The following is a 17,281-nucleotide window of genomic DNA, read 5'->3' on the forward strand; positions in this document are numbered from 1 at the left end:
GCCCGCGGGCCGCGTCGGCCTGGGCCAGCACCGCCGTGGCCGGGACCCCCACCGCGGGGGTGCCGACGGCGCCGACGTGCAGCGCGTCCACGGCCCGGGACGCGCGCGCGCCCCGGATCGCCTCGGACGCGCCGGACCACAGGAACGCGCCGACGATCGCCGCCCACGCGACCGCCCACAGGTCGGGACGCCCGCCGCGCAGCATCGGCACCAGGACCACCCAGGCGGCGAAGCCCACCGCGAACACCCGGCCGACCCAGCCGGCCACCAGCGCGCCCCGCCGCCGGTCCCCCGTCACGCCCCACACGATCGACTCCAGCACCATCCCGCCGTCCAGCGGCAGGCCGGGCACCAGGTTGAACAGGCCGACGAACGCGTTGCTGTACGCGGCCGCGAACAGCACGAGGGCCGGGAGTCCGAGCGGGTCGACGCCCCGGGCCACGAGCCAGAACGCGCCGGCGAGCAGCAGGTTCGCGATCGGGCCGACCACCGCGACCAGCCCCTCGGTGACCGGCGTGATCCGGCCGTGGAACGCGGTGTGGCCGCCGATCAGGGTCAGGGCGTACTCCCGCACCTGCAGGCCGCGCGCCCGGGCGGTGAGGCCGTGGGCGAGCTCGTGCACCAGGACCGACAGCAGCAGGAGCAGGCCGACCACGAGCGCCACGACGTAGGTCGAGCCGGTGCCGAGGCCGGGCGCGCGGTAGCGGACCGACGGGGCGAACACCAGGGCGATGACCGCCACGACGAGCAGGCTGCTGGGGCTCAGGACGACCGGCGTCCCCGCCACGCGCCCGACGACCCAGCCCCGCGTTCTCTCTGCCACGGGTGGAAGGCTACGTGGCCCGGCCGTGCGCGCCGGGTGCCGGGCCGGGTCCGGCGGGCGGGGGCTGCGGGCGGGGGCTGCGGGCGTGTCGGTGGTGGCACCTAGGCTCGACCCCGTGACGACCACCGACCCGCAGCTGCTCGCCCCCGTGTCCGCCGACGGCGCCGACGCCGGCGACGTCGAGGCCGCGCCCGAGCCGCGGGTCCCGGGCCTGTCGCCCTCCCGCGCCAACGACTTCCAGCAGTGCCCGCTGCTGTTCCGGTTCCGCGTGGTCGACCGGCTGCCCGAGCCGCCCAGCCTGGCCGCCGCCCGCGGCACGCTGGTGCACACCGTGCTGGAGCGGCTGTACGACCTGCCCCTCGGCGAGCGCACGCCCGCCGCCGCGCACCTGCTGGTGCCCGCCGCGTGGGACGCGCTGCTGGAGCGGTCGCCGGAGGTGGTCACGATGTTCGCCACCGACGACGAGCGCGAGGCCTGGCTCGGCAGCGCGCGGCTGCTGCTCGACACCTACTTCACCCTGGAGGACCCGAACCGGCTGCAGCCGGGCGAGCGGGAGCTGGCGGTGCGGACCCTCATGGAGGACGGCCCGCAGCTCCGCGGGATCGTCGACCGCATCGACGTCGCGCCGGACGGGGCCCTGCGGGTGGTCGACTACAAGACCGGGAAGTCGCCCAACCCCGGGTTCGAGGGCTCCGCGCTGTTCCAGATGCGGTTCTACGCCTACGTCCTGTGGCGCGAGCGGGGCGTGCTGCCCAAGCTCCTGCAGCTGGTCTACCTGGGCGACGGGCAGATCCTCCGGCACGCGCCCTCCGAGGCGGAGATGCGGACGCTCGAGCTGCGGCTGCGGTCGCTGTGGGCGCAGGTCGAGGAGGCCGCGCGCACCGGCGAGTGGCGGCCGCGGAAGTCCCGGCTGTGCGACTGGTGCGCGCACCGGGCCGTGTGCCCCGCGTGGGGCGGCACGCCCCCCGAGGTCCCCGAGGGCGCGGTGGAGCGCGCGATCGGGGTCGTGCCGGTGGCGCAGGCGTCCTGACGGCACCGCTGCGCGTAGCCGCACCGCCGGGCGGAGCGGCACCGCCGGCGCCGGGTCGCTGACGTCGCCCGCGTTCGGCGGTCTCCCGGGTCGCGCGCGTCAGACCCGCATGCCCCCGAGGTAGCCGGCCGCGGCGAGCGCGACCCCGCCCACCAGGACGCCCACGCCGTACAGCAGGGCGGTCCGGTCGTGCCCCCGCCGCACCAGGTCGACGGTCTCGTAGCTCGCGGTGCTGAACGTCGTGTACCCGCCGAGGAACCCGGTGCCGAGCACGAGGCTGAGCTCGGTTCCGGCGAACCGCCCGGCCACGAGGCCGGTGATGAAGCCGAGCACGAGGCAGCCGGGCAGGTTGATGAGCGTCGTCGGCCACGGGAACGGCGAGGTCGTCCGGGCGCGGACGAGCGCGTCGACCGCGTACCGGAGCGCGGCACCCGCGCCGCCGGCGAGCGACAGCAGCGCGAAGGTCCCGGGCGTCACGCGCCCGTCCCCCGCCGCCCGCGCGCCCCGAGCGCGATCCCGGCGACCGTCGCCAGGGCGCCGACCAGCACGGTGCCGAGGGCGTACGCGACGCCCAGGGCGACGCGGTCCCGGTCGAGGAGGAGCACGGTGTCCGTCGCCAGCGAGCTGTACGTCGTGAAGCCGCCGCAGAACCCGGTCCCGAGCAGCAGCTTCAGCCGCGCCGCCCGCCGGCCGGCGGGATCGCCCGCTGCGCCCCGCGCCAGCGCCTGGTAGAGCCAGCCGAGCAGGAACGCGCCGACGACGTTGACGAGGCAGACGACCACCTCGACGCCCTCGATCTCCGGGACGACCAGCGAGACCCCCTCGCGCCCCGCGACGCCGACCACCCCGCCCGCGGCCACCAGCGCGGCGGCGGCGAGGCGCGGCCCCGGCGGCCGGGGCGCGACGACGGGGCGTGCGGTCGGTCCCCCCGGCAGCGACCGCGCGCCCCGCCCTGTGGCGCCATCTCGCTCGTCCACCGTTCGACCATAAGCGCTCCCGCGCATTTCCACGACCCCCGGCGGCAGTTTTCTTGACGGCGCCTCGCACGCGCGCCCGCGACGGCGCGCGCTTTCCCCCTGGCCCGCCCGGAAATGGCACGCGCCGCGACGCCTCCGGCCCGGGGGTCGCCCGTCGTCATTCCTTCCTCGCCTTCCTCATCCGCCGCGGGTGAGCGGCGGCCGTGCGCCCTCATCCGTCACGGATGAACGCGACCGGCCGATGCGCTGGTGCGGGCACCGAAGAGGCGCTGAGCCCTTGCGGCGGGCGGGCCCGTGCGTAGTCTCGAAACGTGAGCGCAGGGGGCGTCCACTCAGACCTGGAAAGGTCCGCAGATGAATCTCACACCACGGGAGCTGGACAAGCTCTACGTGTACCAGGTGGCGGAGCTGGCCCGCCGGCGCCGGGAGCGCGGCACCCGGCTGAACCTCAGCGAGGCGCAGGCGCTGATCTGCGAGGCGATCCTCGAGGGCGCCCGCGACGGCAAGTCGGTCGCCGAGTGCATGGAGCTGGGCAAGCACGTCGTCGCCGAGTCCGACTGCATGGACGGGGTGCGTCAGCGCCTCAGCCTGCTGCAGGTCGAGGCGACGTTCCCGGACGGCAGCAAGCTCGTCTCGTGCCACGACCCCGTCGCGGCCTGACCCATGTCGCAGGGGGACGACACGGGTGACGGGCCGGTCCTGGTCGCCGGGCACGAGAGCGCGGGCGGCACCGAGCTCGCCGGCCTGGCCGCGGCGCTGCCGGGGGCGTCGCTGACGGTCGCGGGGCGGCCGCTGCACGACGTGGTCCAGGCGCGGCTCGCGGCCGGGGCCGACGTGGTCACCGTGCTGCCGATGACGTGGGGCCGCGACCCGGTCCTCGTCGCGGACAGCGCGCGGACCCTGTCCTGGCTCCGCGCCGGCGCCGGCGCCGGCCGGGTCGCCCTGGCCGAGCCGTTCGGCGCGGTCGACCACCTCACCAGCCTGCTGCGGCTGGCCGTCACGCGGGCGACGGCGCGGCACCCGGGGGCGACGGTGCTGATCGCGGGGCGGCGCGCGGACCCGTTCGACGACGCCGAGCTGCACCGGGTGGCGCACCTGGTGCGGACGCACGGCCCGGGCACGGCGGTCGAGGTGGCCTGCGTGGCCGGCCCCGAGGACCTGGCCCGGGCGGTGGACCGTGCCCGGCTGCTCGGGGCGGAGCAGGTCGTGGTGGTGCCGGCGGGGTTCGGGACCACGGTTCCGGGCGCCACGGACCGGCAGGACGTGCACCTGGGCGGACCGCTGCTCCCGGTCGCCGTGATGGCGCAGGTGGCGGGCCGGCGGGTCGCCGACGCCCGGCACGCGCTGCAGCACGGGGACGACGGCATCGACGCCGGCCTGCTGGCCGACCACGACCACGGCTACGCGCACTCGCACGCGGTCGAGGGGGACGAGCACGGCCACGCCCACCCGCACGGCCACGCGCACGGGCACGGCCACCCGCACACCCACGCGCCCCCCGGCGAGGCGGCGCGCGGGCTCCCGGACGAGCCCGTGCACCGGCACGCGCACGACCCGGCCACCACCGGGGCGGCGCCCGCCTAGCCACGGCGCCGCGCACGACGCAGCCGGCGGACCCGGTCCCGGGACGCCGAGCCGCCGCACACCCAATCGACGACCGCGGGGGGACGACCCATGCTCGGCAGCCCGAAATACCACCACACCGACGAGGACATCGAGCTCAACGCGGGCCGCCCCACGGTGACCATCGCCGTCGCCAACACCGGCGACCGCGCCGTGCAGGTCGGCTCGCACTTCCATTTCTTCGAGGTGAATCGCGCCCTGCGGTTCGACCGCGAGAAGGCATTCGGGATGCACCTGGACATCCCGGCGGGGACGGGTGTGCGCATCGAGGCCGGTGACACCCGCGAGGTGACCCTCACGGCGTTTGCCGGATCGCGGTACGTCTACGGGTTCAACAATGTCGTGGACGGCGGCCTCGACGCCCGCCAGACGCGCATCGACGCGTTCGAGCGGCTCCGCCGCATGCAATTCCAGGACGGCGTGCCGGACACGACCGGCGACGCGTCCGGATCCTCCGAGGGAGACCACTGATGGCCATCGTGTCGCGCAAGCAGTACACCGACCTGTTCGGCCCCACGACGGGCGACCGGGTGCACCTCGCGGACTCCGACCTCGTCATCGAGATCGAGAAGGACTACAACGAGGGCCACTACGGCGACGAGGTGGTGTACGGCGGGGGCAAGTCCGCCCGGGACGGCATGGCGGCGGACCCGCAGGGCACCAGCGCGCAGGGCGCCCTGGACCTGGTGATCACCAACGCCATCGTGCTCGACCCCGTGCTCGGCGTGGTCAAGGGCGACATCGGCGTCAAGGACGGCCGGATCGCGGGCATCGGCAAGTCCGGCAACCCGCACCTGCAGAGCGGCGTGGACCCCCGCCTGGTGGTGGGTGCGGTGACCGAGGTCATCTCGGGCGAGCACCTGATCGCCACCGCGGGCGGCATCGACAGCCACGTGCACTACATCTCCCCGCAGCAGGCGGAGGCGGCGCTGTCGAACGGCATCACGACGCTGTTCGGCGGCGGCACGGGCCCCACGGACGCGACCAACGGCGTCACGACGACGCCGGGCGCCTGGCACCTGCACCGGATGTTCGAGGCGGCCGAGCAGATGCCGGTGAACATGGGCTTCCACGGCAAGGGCAACGGCTCGATGCCGGCGGCGCTCGTCGAGCAGATCCTCGCGGGCGCCTCGAGCCTCAAGGTGCACGAGGACTGGGGCGCCACGCCCGCCGTGCTGCGCAACGCGCTCGACGTCGCGGACGCGTACGACATCCAGGTCTCCGTGCACACGGACAGCCTGAACGAGGCGGGGTACGTGGAGGACACGCTGTCGGCCATCGACGGCCGGACGATCCACACGTACCACACCGAGGGGGCCGGCGGCGGGCACGCCCCGGACATCATGCGGGCGGCGGGGCACCCCAACGTGCTGCCGTCCTCGACCAACCCGACGCTGCCGTACACGGTGAACTCGATCGACGAGCTCCTCGACATGGTGATGGTCTGCCACCACCTGTCGCACGACATCCCCGAGGACGTGGCGTTCGCGGACTCCCGGGTGCGCGCCGAGACGATCTCGGCCGAGACGGTGCTGCACGACGAGGGCGTGATCTCGATGTTCTCGTCCGACTCCCAGGCGATGGGCCGCATCGGCGAGAACTTCACCCGGGTCTTCCAGACCGCGCACCACAACAAAGACAAGCGGGGCAAGCTCCCCGAGGACACCGAGGGGAACGACAACTTCCGGGTCCTGCGCTACCTGGCGAAGATCACCATCAACCCGGCGATCACCCAGGGGGTCTCGGACTACATCGGGTCGCTGGAGGACGGCAAGATCGCCGACATCGTCCTGTGGCCCGTGGACTCCTTCGCCGTGAAGCCGCGGCTCGTGCTCAAGGGCGGGCTGATCAACTGGGCGCTGATGGGCGACCCGAACGCGTCCCTGCCCACCCCGCAGCCGGTGTACTACCGGCCGATGTTCGGGGCGTACGGGATGGCCCGGCAGACGACGCGCGTGACGTTCATGTCCCAGGCCGCCATCGAGCGGGGGGTGCCCGAGGCGCTGGGTCTGCGCAGCCAGGTGCTCCCGGTGCGGCGCTGCCGCGGGATCGGCAAGGAGCACATGGTCCGCAACGACCGGACGCCGCACATCGAGGTGGACCCCGAGACCTACAAGGTCACCTACGACGGGAAGCCCGCGCACATCGAGCCGGCCACCAGCCTGCCCATGACCCAGCTGTTCTTCCTGGCCTGAGCCGTGCCGGACACCGCCGCCCTGCTCGTCAGCCTCCAGCTGTCGGACTCCGCCTTCCCCAGCGGCTTCTACACGATGTCGCACGGGCTCGAGGGGTTCAGCCAGGCCCGGCTGGTCGACTCCGGCGGGGTGCGCGGGCTGCTGACCGACCTGCTGGTGCACGGCGTGGGACCGGGTGACGCCACGGCGCTCGCCCGGGCGCACGAGGCGGCGGCGGCCGGGGACTGGGCCGAGGTCGTGCGGGTGGACCGGCTGCTGCTCGCCACGAAGCTGAACGCGGAGCTGCGCACCGCCTCGGTCCGCAGCGGGCACCAGCTGACGTCGATCGCGCACGAGGCGATCGGCGGGCCGGTGCTGGAGCGGTGGAGCCGGGCGGTGACGGCACGCGAGACGCCGGGCTGCCAGCCCGTCGCGACCGCGGTGGCGTACGCCGCGGCGGGCGTGGGCACGGAGCAGGCGGTGGTGTCGGACCTGTCGGCCTGGGCGGTGAGCTTCCTCGGGGCGGCGCTCCGGCTGCGGCTCGCCGACCACCGCCAGGTGCAGGTGGTGCTGCACGCCGCCGGTCCGGTCATCGCCGCGACGGCGCGCGCGGCGCTGGACCGCGCGGCGGACGACCTGGGCGGGTGCGTCCCGACGGCGGACGTCGTCTCGGCGCAGCACGAGCACGCGGAAGCCCGGCTCTTCGCGAGCTGAGACCGGGGACGACGACGAGAACGAGGAGGCGCTCCATGAGCGAGAACGTGCTGCGGATCGGCATCGGCGGGCCGGTGGGGTCGGGCAAGACGGCGCTGGCGGAGGCCCTGGTGCCCCGGCTGATGGCGGCCGGGCGGAGCCCCGCCGTCATCACGAACGACATCTACACGCAGGAGGACGCGCAGCACGTGCGCCGCGAGCTCGCCGGCGTCCTCGACCCCGACCGGGTGGTCGGCGTGGAGACCGGCGCGTGCCCGCACACCGCCGTCCGCGACGACCCGACGATGAACCTGGCGGTCGGGGCCGAGGTGCTGGAGCGGTTCCCGGACGTGGACACGCTCGTGTACGAGTCCGGCGGGGACAACCTGACCCTGACCTACTCCCCCGCCCTGGCCGACGTCTTCGTGTTCGTCCTCGACACGTCCGAGGGCGAGAAGATGCCGCGCAAGCGCGGGCCGGGGATCACCGACTCCGACGTCCTGGTCATCAACAAGACCGACATCGCGCAGTACGTCCGCACGGACCTCGGCGTCATGGAGTCGGACGCCCTGCGGGTGCGCGACGGCAAGCCGGTGGTGCTCACCAACGCCCTGACCGGCGACGGCGTCGACGAGCTGCAGGAGCAGATCCTGGCCGTGTGGGGCCGGCGCGCCGGCGCGCTCGCCCGATGACCCGGAGATCCGCGACCGTCCTCGTGCTGCCGCGCCCGCCGGCGCCGCCGGCCGAGGACGGGGGGCCGGCGGACGCCTCGGTGCCGGCCCCGGTGGCGGCCCTCGCGCCCTACGGCGGCCACCGCCTGCAGCCGGCGCACTACGAGCCGGCCCGCGTCCCGGCGGAGGTCGCCCGGTTCGCCGGGCGGCCGGACATGCTGCCGGCCGGGAGCCCCGGCAAGGTGGGGCTGCTCGAGCTCGGCTTCGGCCTGACCGGGCGCGGCACGGAGCTCGTGCACCACTACCAGAAGTCGCCGCTGCAGATCATGCACCCGCTGTACTACGACGAGCGGCGCCCGGACCTGCCGTACACCTACCTGATGTCGACGGGCGGCGGCGTGCTGCAGGGCGACCGGCTGCGCACGGACCTCGCGTTCGGCGCGGGGACCTCGGCCCACGTGACGACGTCGGCGTACACCAAGGTCCTGCGGATGGAGCAGGACTACGCGGTCGCCCAGGTGAACCTGGACGTCGCGGACGGGGCCTACGTCGAGTACGTGCCGGACCCGGTCCTGCTGTTCACCGACGCGCGCCTGTACCAGCGCACGCGGGCGACCGTCGCCCCCGGGGCGACGCTCGTGCTGGCCGACACGGTCGTGGCGGGCCGGCTCGCGCGCGGCGAGCGGCACCGGTACGCCGCGCTCGCGGCCGACCTCGAGGTGGACCGCCCGGACGGCTCACCGGTCGCGGTGGACCGGGTGCGGCTGGTGCCCGACGGCGGCTCCCCGGGCGGGCCGGCCGTCCTCGGCGGGCGGGACGTCCTCGGCACGCTGTGCGTGCTCACGCCCCTGGCGCCGGCCGCGGAGCTGCGCGACCTGCTCCGGGACGCCGTCGCACCCGCCTCCGGGTCGGGCTCCGGCGTCCTCGCGGGCGTCAGCACGCTGCCCGGGGACGCCGGGGCCTGGGTCCGGCTGGTCGGCGACCGCACCGCGGACGTGGTGCGGGCGACCGACCTGGCCTGGCGGGCCGTCCGGCAGCACCTCACCGGGGTCCCGGCACCCGCCATCCGCAAGACCTGACCGCCGCCCGGCGGCCGGAGCACCGAGCAGGGGGAGACGATGTCAGCGACGCACGCCGCGCCGTCCGCGGCCTCGAGCATGCAGGCGGCCCTGTCCGCCCGGTCCCTCGCCCACGGGCTCTCGCAGATCTTCTTCCAGCGCAACGTCTGGACCGGCCTGCTCATCCTCGCCGCGTTCGTCGTCGCCGACTGGCGGATGGCGCTGCTGGTGCTGGTGGGGGCCGTGGCCTCGACGTGCGGGGGCGCCCTGCTGCGCGCCGGGGCGGACGACATCGCCCTCGGGATGCACGGCTTCTGCGGGGCGCTCGTGGGCGCGGCGTCGTTCGCGGCCCTGGGCTCCCAGGGCTGGGCGTGGCTGGTCGCCGCCGTCGGCGGGGTGCTGTGCGCGCCGGTGACGGCGGCCTTCGTCTGGCTGTTCAGCACCCGGCCGCTCGCGCGGTTCGCGCTGCCCGCCACCACCGCGCCGTTCTGCACCGTCGCCGGGATCGCGTACGCGCTGACCTCCGCGGTGCACGTCGACACCACGCCGCTGCACGTCACCGACGGGACCGCCGGGAGCCTCGCCCGCTCGCTGCTGACGAACGTCTCGGAGGTCGTCCTGGTCAGCAGCGTCTGGGGCGGAGCCCTCATCCTGCTCGGGCTGTTCGTCGCCTCGTGGCGCGTCGGCCTCGCCGCCGTGCTCGGCAGCGCCGTCGGCAGCCTGTGCGCGCTGGCGCTCGGCGAGACCTCCGCGAGCATCGCGGAGGGCCTGGACGGCTACTCGGGCGTGCTGACGGCGATCGCGCTCGCCGTGGTGTTCCTGCGCAGCTCCACCGCGTCGTGGGTCTACGCCGCCCTCGGCGCCGCGGTGACCGCCGTGGTCACGGTGCTGATCAACGACCTGACCGGGGGGCCCGCCTACACGTGGCCGTACATCCTCACCACGTGGGTGCTGCTCGTCGTCGCCACCGCCGTCCCCGCGCTCCGGCGCCCCTGACCGGCGGGCGCGCGGATGGTCCAGCTGCACGAGCTCACCCGGCCGACCGGGCGGCCCGACCCCCTCGGGGTGCGGGCGCGCGCCCGGCGCAACGGCGCGCTCGTCGCCGCGCTCACGCTGCTGCTGGTGCTCAGCGCCGCCGCGGCGACGGCGACGGGGGCGATCCCGGTGCCCCCGGGGACGGTCGCGGACATCCTGGCGCACGCGGTCCTGGGCACGCCGGCCGGGGACGGGTGGACGCCCGACCAGGAGGCGATCGTCTGGGCCGTCCGGGCACCACGCGTCCTGCTCGCGCTCGCCGTCGGGGCGGGCCTCGCGGTGTGCGGAGCCGCCCTGCAGGCGATGACCCGGAACCTGCTCGCCGACCCGTACGTCCTCGGGGTGAACTCCGGGGCGTCCTGCGGTGCCGCGGCGGCGATCCTGTTCGGCGTCGGTGCTGGCCTCGGCCCGTACTCCCTGCCGGGCAGCGCGTTCGCCGGGGCCCTGGCCGCCTCGCTGCTGGTGTTCGCCGTCGCGCGGACGTCCGGCACGGTGACCTCCGTCCGCCTGCTGCTCGCGGGCGTGGCGGTCGGCTACGCGCTGTCCGCGGCCACCAGCTTCCTCGTGTTCGCCTCCACCTCGGCGGAGGGCGCCCGCTCGGTGATGTTCTGGCTGCTCGGGTCGCTCGCGCTGGCGCAGTGGGGCACACCGCTGCTCGTGGTCGTCGTCGTGGTCGCGCTCACCTGCGCGGTCCTGGCCTGGTGGGCGCCCGGGCTGGACGCCCTCGCGGTGGGCGACGAGACGGCCCGCACCCTGGGCGTCTCCCCCGCGGCGTTCCGCACGCGGCTGCTCGTGCTCGTGGCGCTCGCCGTCGGCGTGCTCGTCGCGGCGAGCGGCAGCATCGGGTTCGTCGGCCTCGTCGTGCCGCACCTCGCGCGCCGGCTGGTCGGCGTCGGCCACCGGTGGGTCGTGCCCGTGAGCGCGCTGCTCGGCGCGGTGCTGCTGCTGTGGGCGGACGTCCTGGCCCGGATGGTGATGCAGCCCCAGGAGCTGCCGATCGGCATCGTCACGGCGCTGGTCGGCGCGCCGTTCCTGCTGCACCTCGTCCGCACCCAGCGCTCGGTGGCCGCGCGGTGAGGCCGGCGACCGCCCGGCGCGACCGCCGCCCGGCGCCTGCGCGCCGCCTCGCCGCCGTGCTCGGCGGGTGCCTCCTGCTGCTCGCGGCCTGCGACGCCGGCGGTCCCGCGGGCGGCGCCGCGGCCGGGAACGGCGGCGGCGCCGCGGCCGGCGGCTACCCGGTCACGGTCCGGAACTGCGGCGCCGACGTCACCTTCGACCGGCCGCCCGAGCGCGTCGTGCTGCTCAAGAGCGCGGCGGTGCCGTTCCTGCACGACCTCGGCGTGCTCGACCGGGTCGTGGCCCGGGCGGGCGAGTACCCGGACGCCTACTACGACGACGCGACGCGGGCGGAGCTGGACGCCGTCCCGCTGCTCACCGACCGCACGGACACCAGCGGCCACCTGCAGATCTCCCGGGAGGTGGTCATCGCCCAGCGGCCCGACCTCGTGATCGGGGAGGTCGACGGCCTGGGCCGGGACGTGCTGGCCGCGGCGGGCATCCCGCTGCTCGAGGAGGAGGGGCTGTGCGCCGACGGGCTGCCGGACGTGGGGTTCGACGCCGTCGACGACCAGATGGCGCTCTACGGACGGGTCTTCGACCGGCAGGACGAGGCGGCGGCCGCGACCGCCGCCCTGCACGAGCGCCTCGCGGACGTGCGGGCCGCGGCGGAGAGGACCGCGGCGGCGACCGGCCCGCGCACCGCCGCGGTGCTCTACCCCACCGTGGGCGGCGGGGTGACCTACGCGTACGGCGCCGCCAGCATGGCCCGCCCGCAGCTCGAGGCCGCCGGCTTCACCGACGTGTTCGCGGACGTCCCCGAGCGGGTGTTCGAGGTGACGCTCGAGGAGCTGATCGGCCGGGACCCGGACGTCCTGGTCCTGCTCTACCCGGACGGGGACCCGCAGGCCGTGCGCGACGCGGTCACGGGCCTGCCGGGCGCGCAGGACATCACCGCCGTGCGCGAGGGGCAGATCCTGGTCCAGCTGTTCAACTTCACGGAACCGCCCACCCCGCTCGCCGTCGACGGCCTGGAGCGCATCGTCGAGCGGTTCGCCCCCGGGGCCGCCCCGTGATCCGCGCGGCCGGCGTGCGGGCCGCGTACGGGAGCACCCCGGTGCTGCACGGGGTGGACCTCGAGGCCGTGGACGGGAAGGTCGTCGGGCTGCTCGGCCCCAACGGCAGCGGCAAGACCACCCTGCTGCGGACCCTGTACGGGGCGCTCCGGCCGCTGTCCGGCAGCGTGCGGGTGGACGGCGACGACCTCGCCGCCCTGCCGACCCGGGAGGTCGCGCGCCGGGTGGCGGTGGTGGTCCAGGAGCACGGCGACGAGCTGCCGGTCACGGTCGCCGAGATGGTGCTGCTCGGCCGGACCCCGCACCACGGCACGTTCGCGCGGACCACGGCCGAGGACGTCGAGGTCGCGGCCGACGCGCTGCACCGCGTCGGCGCGATGCGGCTGGCCCGGCGGGCGTTCGCCGACCTGTCCGGAGGCGAGCGGCAGCGGGTCCTCCTGGCCCGTGCGCTCGCGCAGTCCGCCGACCACCTCCTCCTCGACGAGCCGACCAACCACCTGGACGTGCGGTACCAGCACGAGGTGCTCGACCTGGTCCGCCAGCTCGGCGCGACCGTGGTCGTCGTCCTGCACGACCTGAACCTCGCCGCGGCGTACTGCGACCAGGTGGTGCTGCTGCACGACGGCCGCGTCGAGGCGGCCGGGACGCCGTCCGACGTGCTCACCCCCGAGGCGCTGGAGGCCGTCTACGAGGTGCGGGTGCGCCGCGTCGAGGTCGACGGCGGCTTCCAGCTCGCGTTCCGCCCGCGGGCGGCCGAGCCGTGGTGACCGGGCCGGGCCCCGGCGCAGCACCGGGGAGGCGGTGAGGTGGACGGCGTCTGGATCGTCGTCGGCACCGTCGTGCTGCTCGGCACGCTGCTGGACGTCTTCCTGACCGCGCTCGACTACGACGAGGCGGGGTTCCTGGCGGGCCGGGTCTCGCGCGTCCAGTGGCGGCTGCTGCGGGTGGTCACCCGGCGCCTGCCCCGGCGCTGGCGGCCGGCCGCGCTGCGCCAGGTCACCGGGCTGCAGGTGGTCGTCGTCATCGTGGTCTGGCTGTGCGGCGTGATCTGGGGCTTCGGCCTCATCTACTACGGGCTCATGTCGCGGTCGGCGTTCTCCGCGGCGGACTCCGGCGCCCGGTACGACCTGTTCGGCGCGATGTACTTCAGCGCCGCCCAGCTGTCGACGGTCGGCGGCTCGTACCTGTCCGCCGACACCGACCTGCTGCGCTTCCTGAGCATCACCGAGACCCTGACCGGCGTCGCCCTCGTCTCCCTGATCCTGACGTTCCTGCTCGGCGTCTACTCGGTGATCGCCGACCTCAACGCGCTCTGCCGGCACTTCCTCACCTCCGAGCGCGGCGCCGGGTCGCCGGTCGCCAGCCTCGCGACCAGCTTCGTCGACGGGCAGGCCACCGGGCTGTCGGGGCACCTCGACGGCATCGCCGGCTCGTTCGCCTCGTACACCGACGGGCTCCGGCTGCACCACGCGGCGTACTACTTCCAGAGCGGCCGGGACCAGTTCGCGCTGCCGTACGCGCTGCGGATGCTCGCGGGGACGATCGGCGCCCTGCGGTGGGGCCTGCCGTCCGGTCACCCCGCGTCCCGCGAGCCCGCCCTCGTGCCGCTGACCTTCCAGCTCCTGGAGTTCGGCGACCAGCTGCAGGACGTGCTGCGCTGGCGGAGCGCCGGGACGCCGGCGGTGGTCGACCGGGAGCGGTTCGCCGCGCTCGCCCGGGGCCGGGACGGCGGCGGGCCCGGGGACGAGTGGGTCGCGCGGTTCGTCCGGCTCGACGCGGACATGGCGGAACTCGCCCGGATCGCTCCGCTCGCCGACGTCGACGAGGCCTACGACCGCTACGCCGCGTGGCTGCCGTTCGCGTACCGGACGCAGCAGATCACGCTCGCCGTCAGCCGGGACCTCGACTACCAGCCGGTGATCCTGACGGACCGGCCGGTCTCGCTGCTGCAGGACGACGACCGGCCGGCGCACGACGCGCTCGAGGGACGGGCCGCACCGGTCCCCGCCCCGACCGCCCCCGCCCACCCCGGGCCGGGCCGGGTGACCCGGTGGGGCGCCCGGTGGGCCCGGCGGCTGTCCCTCGCGGACCCCGGCCGGGCCAGGCTGCGCGCGGCGGTCCGCGCGGTCACGGCGGCGGCCGCGGCCGTGCTGACCCTGTACCTGCTGTTCACCGCCCTCGGCGAGACCACGCCGCAGCCGGCCATGTTCGGCGGGTTCGTGGCGATCGCGACCACCGCCATCGCCGTCGACGCCACCGCGCGCGCCCGCCGGCGGACCACCCTCCTGGTCGTCCTCCCGGTGGCCGCCGTCGTGCTGCTCGGGGCGCTGGCCTCCGGCTCGGCCGCGTGGACCGCGGTGGTCCTCGTCGTCGTCGCCGCGCTGGGCGCGGGATCCGCGCGCTTCGGGCCCCGGTGGGCCGCGGTGGGCCAGGCGACCTTCACCAGCTTCTACTTCGCCCTGATCCTGCGGCTCGAGCTCGCGGACGTGCTGCTCTACCTCGCCGCCGCGGTCGTCGGCGTGGCCTGGGCGTACCTGCTCACCTTCGTCGTGGTGCCCGAGCGGCCCCGCCGCGTGCTGCACGACGGCGGCGAGGCGCTCGCGCGGCACCTCGCCACCGCCACCGAGACCCTCGTGGACGCCGTGTCGTGGGCGCGCTGGGACCCCGACATCCGCCGGCGAGTCGAGGCGGACACCCGCGAGCTGCAGCGCGGCGCGGCCCTGCTCGGCGGGCAGCTCACCGGCTCGGCGGCGGCCACCGGGATCGACCCCGCCTGGGCCGCCGAGCTGCGGCTGCGGCTGTTCGACACCGAGCTCGCGGCCGTCAACCTCGTGACGGCCGCGCGCACCGTGACCACCGCCACCGTCTCGCTCGAGCTGCGCGGCCGGCTCGCGGGCCGGCTCCAGCTGCTGCAGCTCCACCTCGCCGAGCTCGCCGCCCGGCCCGTCGGGGACGACCCGCCCCGCGCCGCCGGGTCGGCCCCGGCGCTGCCGCCCTGGCCGGACGACCGCGCCCCCGCGGACTGGCCGCCCGTGGCGCGCGCCCTGCACCAGGCGGCCGACGAGCTCTACCGGACCGCCGAGCAGCTGCGCACGGCCGAGGCGTCGGCGCTGGACCCGGCCGCGCCGCCCCTCGTCGTGCGGGACCTCGACGAGATCCCGGTCGACGACGGCGCCCTCGCGGAGCTGGACGACCTGTCCACCACGGCCGCGCCGCCCGAGCCGGGGCGGGTCCCGCCGCCCGCGCGCCGCGCGGTGCAGGCCGCGGTCGCCACGGCGGCCGGGCTCGCGATCGGCGAGGCGGTGTCCAGCACCCACCAGTACTGGGCGACCCTGGCCGCCTACCAGGTGCTCGGCGGCACGGAGGGCGAGACCTTCCTCAAGGGCACCCAGCGCATCGCCGGCACGGTGGCCGGCGCGGCCGTCGGCTTCGGCGTGGCCCTGGCCTCGGGCGCGGACCTGGCGGTCGTCGTCCCGCTGCTCGCCGTCGCGGTCTTCGCCTCGACCTACTACCAGCGGGTGTCCCCCGCGGTGTCGACCTTCTGGCGCACGATGATGTTCGCGATGATCTACGAGACGCTCGGCCGGCTGACCACGCTCGCGCTCGAGGTCCGGATCCTGGAGACCGCGCTCGGCGCCGCCGCGGCGCTGGTGACCGCCGCCGTGGTCCTGCCCATGCGGACCCGCACCCAGCTCAACCGCGACGCCGCCACCCTGCTGAGCGACGTCGACGTCGTGATCACGGCCACGCTGTCCCGGCTCGCGGGCGACGCGACCGTCCCGCTGCCGGCGATCCGCGAGCGGCTGCTCGCGGTCGACACCGACGTCCGGCGGCTCGGGACCACCGCCGCGCCGCTCCGGCGCGCGCCCGGCTCGCTCCAGGCCGGCGGCGTCGAGGGGCTCCTGACCGCCTTCTGGTCGCTGGCCTACTTCACGCGGCACCTCGTGCGCGCCGCCGAGCGCGGGCCCGCCGACCGCGCGCACGGGACGCCGTCCGACTGGGAGCGCGCCCGGGCGGCCACGTCCCAGAACCTGGCCGCTCTGTCCGCCGCGCTCGCCGACCGGGTGCCCGGCCCCGTGGAGCAGGACCTCGACTTCGACGGCCAGGACGAGCGGGAGACCGGCCACGGCCGGGTCCACGGCGACGCCCTGCGCCAGCTCGAGCGGATCAACCTCACCCTGGTCCTGCTCGTCGACGAGCTGACCAACGGCGCCGTCAGCGCGGGCGGGCCGGAGCCGGCCGTCGCCGCCTGAGCCGGGCCGTCGCCGCGCGGCGCGCCCGCCTCACCCGCGCGGCGGGCGAGCGAGGACCGGCGCGAGCGCCTCGACGAGGCGGCGGGCCGACGTCCCGTCCGGGTCGTGGTCCGGGTTGTGCTCGACCAGCGTCACGCCCGCGAGACCGGGGTCCGCCACCAGCGGCTCCAGGAGCGTGACCAGCACGTCCAGCGGCAGTCCGCGCCCGTACTGGGGCACGTCCGCGCCGGGCAGCAGCAGGGCGTCCAGCACGTCGACGTCGAGGTGCACGACGAACGGCCGTCCTCCGGGGCCGGTGACCGCCGCGAGCGCGCGGGCCGCCGCGCCCTCCGGGTCCGCCAGCACCTCGCGCGCGGCCAGGCGCAGGCTCGGCACGAGCCCGTGGACGTCCTCGTCGTCGTCCGCGAAGCCCAGGAAGCAGAGCGCCGCCGCGTCCAGCAGCGGGCGCCTGGTCCCCAGCCCGGCCAGCGCGTCCACCGTCCCCGGCAGATCGAGCAGGTGCGCGACGCCCATCGAGTCGAGGATCGGCTCCTCGGGGTGGTCGGCCGGCAGCTGCAGGTCCTGCCCGCCGTCGACGTAGACCAGCCCGACGTCCCCGTGCGCCGCCACCGCGGCCGCCACGAGCGGGAGCGCCAGGGTGCACTCGCCACCCAGCACGAGCGGCGTGTCGCCGGTCGCGAGCACCGCGGCCAGCGCGTCCCGCGCGTCCCGGAGCACCGCGGCCACGCCGTCGACGTCGTGGGGGCCGGGCGCCCCGGGGCCCGGCCCGCCGGGGCGGGGCCGCCAGCGCGCCACCGGCCGGTCGCCGTGGT

General features: G+C 76.1%; 17 protein-coding genes. 13 read left to right on the forward strand and 4 right to left on the reverse strand.

The annotated features are described in order from the left end of the window. Positions 1–823: site-2 protease family protein (locus FA014_RS10525; protein ID WP_195969249.1), on the reverse strand; the 823-nt coding region annotated here is incomplete at its 3' end. Positions 824–938: 115 nt separating this feature from the next. Here FA014_RS10525 and FA014_RS10530 point away from each other — a divergent pair. Then, entirely contained in the window at positions 939–1,853 is a 915-nt protein-coding gene (locus tag FA014_RS10530) for a RecB family exonuclease (protein ID WP_419178390.1), read from the forward strand. Positions 1,854–1,952: 99 nt separating this feature from the next. Here the strand turns inward: FA014_RS10530 and crcB are convergent, their stop codons facing one another. Both crcB and FA014_RS10540 read right to left on the reverse strand, forming a co-directional pair. Continuing rightward, a complete protein-coding gene (gene crcB / locus FA014_RS10535; RefSeq protein WP_154729643.1) occupies positions 1,953–2,330 on the reverse strand; it encodes a fluoride efflux transporter CrcB in 378 nt (125 codons plus the stop codon). Then, positions 2,327–2,830 (reverse strand): fluoride efflux transporter FluC, encoded by a 504-nt coding sequence (locus FA014_RS10540; RefSeq protein WP_230323053.1) that lies wholly within the window; start codon positions 2,828–2,830, stop codon positions 2,327–2,329. Before FA014_RS10540 ends, crcB begins: the two co-directional genes overlap by 4 nt. A 354-nt stretch (positions 2,831–3,184) precedes the next feature. On the opposite strand from FA014_RS10540, the gene FA014_RS10545 reads away from it, so the two are divergent. The 12 genes from FA014_RS10545 to FA014_RS10600 all read left to right on the forward strand — a co-directional run bounded on the left by FA014_RS10545 (position 3,185) and on the right by FA014_RS10600 (position 16,469). Next, a complete protein-coding gene (locus FA014_RS10545) occupies positions 3,185–3,490 on the forward strand; it encodes an urease subunit gamma (protein ID WP_154729645.1) in 306 nt (101 codons plus the stop codon). A 3-nt stretch (positions 3,491–3,493) separates the two neighbouring features. Further along, entirely contained in the window at positions 3,494–4,414 is a 921-nt protein-coding gene (locus tag FA014_RS10550; protein WP_154729646.1) for a sirohydrochlorin chelatase, read from the forward strand. A 90-nt stretch (positions 4,415–4,504) separates the two neighbouring features. Then, complete coding sequence (locus FA014_RS10555; protein WP_154729647.1) at positions 4,505–4,924, forward strand: urease subunit beta; 420 nt, start codon at positions 4,505–4,507, stop codon at positions 4,922–4,924. Then, on the forward strand, positions 4,924–6,648 hold the full coding sequence (gene ureC, locus FA014_RS10560) for an urease subunit alpha (protein WP_154729648.1): 1,725 nt from the start codon (positions 4,924–4,926) through the stop codon (positions 6,646–6,648). Before FA014_RS10555 ends, ureC begins: the two co-directional genes overlap by 1 nt. A 3-nt stretch (positions 6,649–6,651) precedes the next feature. Continuing rightward, positions 6,652–7,341: an urease accessory protein UreF gene (locus FA014_RS10565; protein ID WP_154729649.1), complete on the forward strand. Its 690-nt coding sequence runs from the start codon at positions 6,652–6,654 to the stop codon at positions 7,339–7,341. A gap of 35 nt (positions 7,342–7,376) precedes the next feature. Further along, positions 7,377–8,012 (forward strand): urease accessory protein UreG, encoded by a 636-nt coding sequence (ureG, locus tag FA014_RS10570; protein ID WP_154729650.1) that lies wholly within the window; start codon positions 7,377–7,379, stop codon positions 8,010–8,012. Further along, a complete protein-coding gene (locus tag FA014_RS10575; RefSeq protein WP_154729651.1) occupies positions 8,009–9,070 on the forward strand; it encodes an urease accessory protein UreD in 1,062 nt (353 codons plus the stop codon). Before ureG ends, FA014_RS10575 begins: the two co-directional genes overlap by 4 nt. A gap of 39 nt (positions 9,071–9,109) precedes the next feature. Continuing rightward, positions 9,110–10,045, forward strand: coding sequence for an urea transporter (locus tag FA014_RS10580; RefSeq protein WP_154729652.1), 936 nt, complete (start codon positions 9,110–9,112; stop codon positions 10,043–10,045). Positions 10,046–10,060: 15 nt separating this feature from the next. After that, positions 10,061–11,161 (forward strand): FecCD family ABC transporter permease, encoded by a 1,101-nt coding sequence (locus FA014_RS10585; RefSeq protein WP_154729653.1) that lies wholly within the window; start codon positions 10,061–10,063, stop codon positions 11,159–11,161. 56 nt (positions 11,162–11,217) lie between these two features. Next, positions 11,218–12,216, forward strand: a complete 999-nt coding sequence (locus FA014_RS10590; RefSeq protein WP_230323054.1) for an ABC transporter substrate-binding protein — start codon at positions 11,218–11,220, stop codon at positions 12,214–12,216. Next, positions 12,213–12,983, forward strand: coding sequence for an ABC transporter ATP-binding protein (locus FA014_RS10595; protein WP_154729654.1), 771 nt, complete (start codon positions 12,213–12,215; stop codon positions 12,981–12,983). The genes FA014_RS10590 and FA014_RS10595 overlap by 4 nt, the downstream gene beginning before the upstream one ends. Positions 12,984–13,022: 39 nt before the next feature. Then, complete coding sequence (locus FA014_RS10600; protein ID WP_154729655.1) at positions 13,023–16,469, forward strand: FUSC family protein; 3,447 nt, start codon at positions 13,023–13,025, stop codon at positions 16,467–16,469. 30 nt (positions 16,470–16,499) lie between these two features. Here FA014_RS10600 and FA014_RS10605 read toward each other — a convergent pair. Next, positions 16,500–17,281, reverse strand: a 782-nt coding sequence (locus FA014_RS10605; RefSeq protein ID WP_154729656.1) for an arginase family protein, incomplete at its 5' end; no start/stop codon positions are given.

This window comes from Cellulomonas hominis, assembly GCF_005239125.1.
In the GTDB taxonomy this organism is placed as follows: Bacteria; Actinomycetota; Actinomycetes; order Actinomycetales; family Cellulomonadaceae; genus Cellulomonas; species Cellulomonas hominis_A.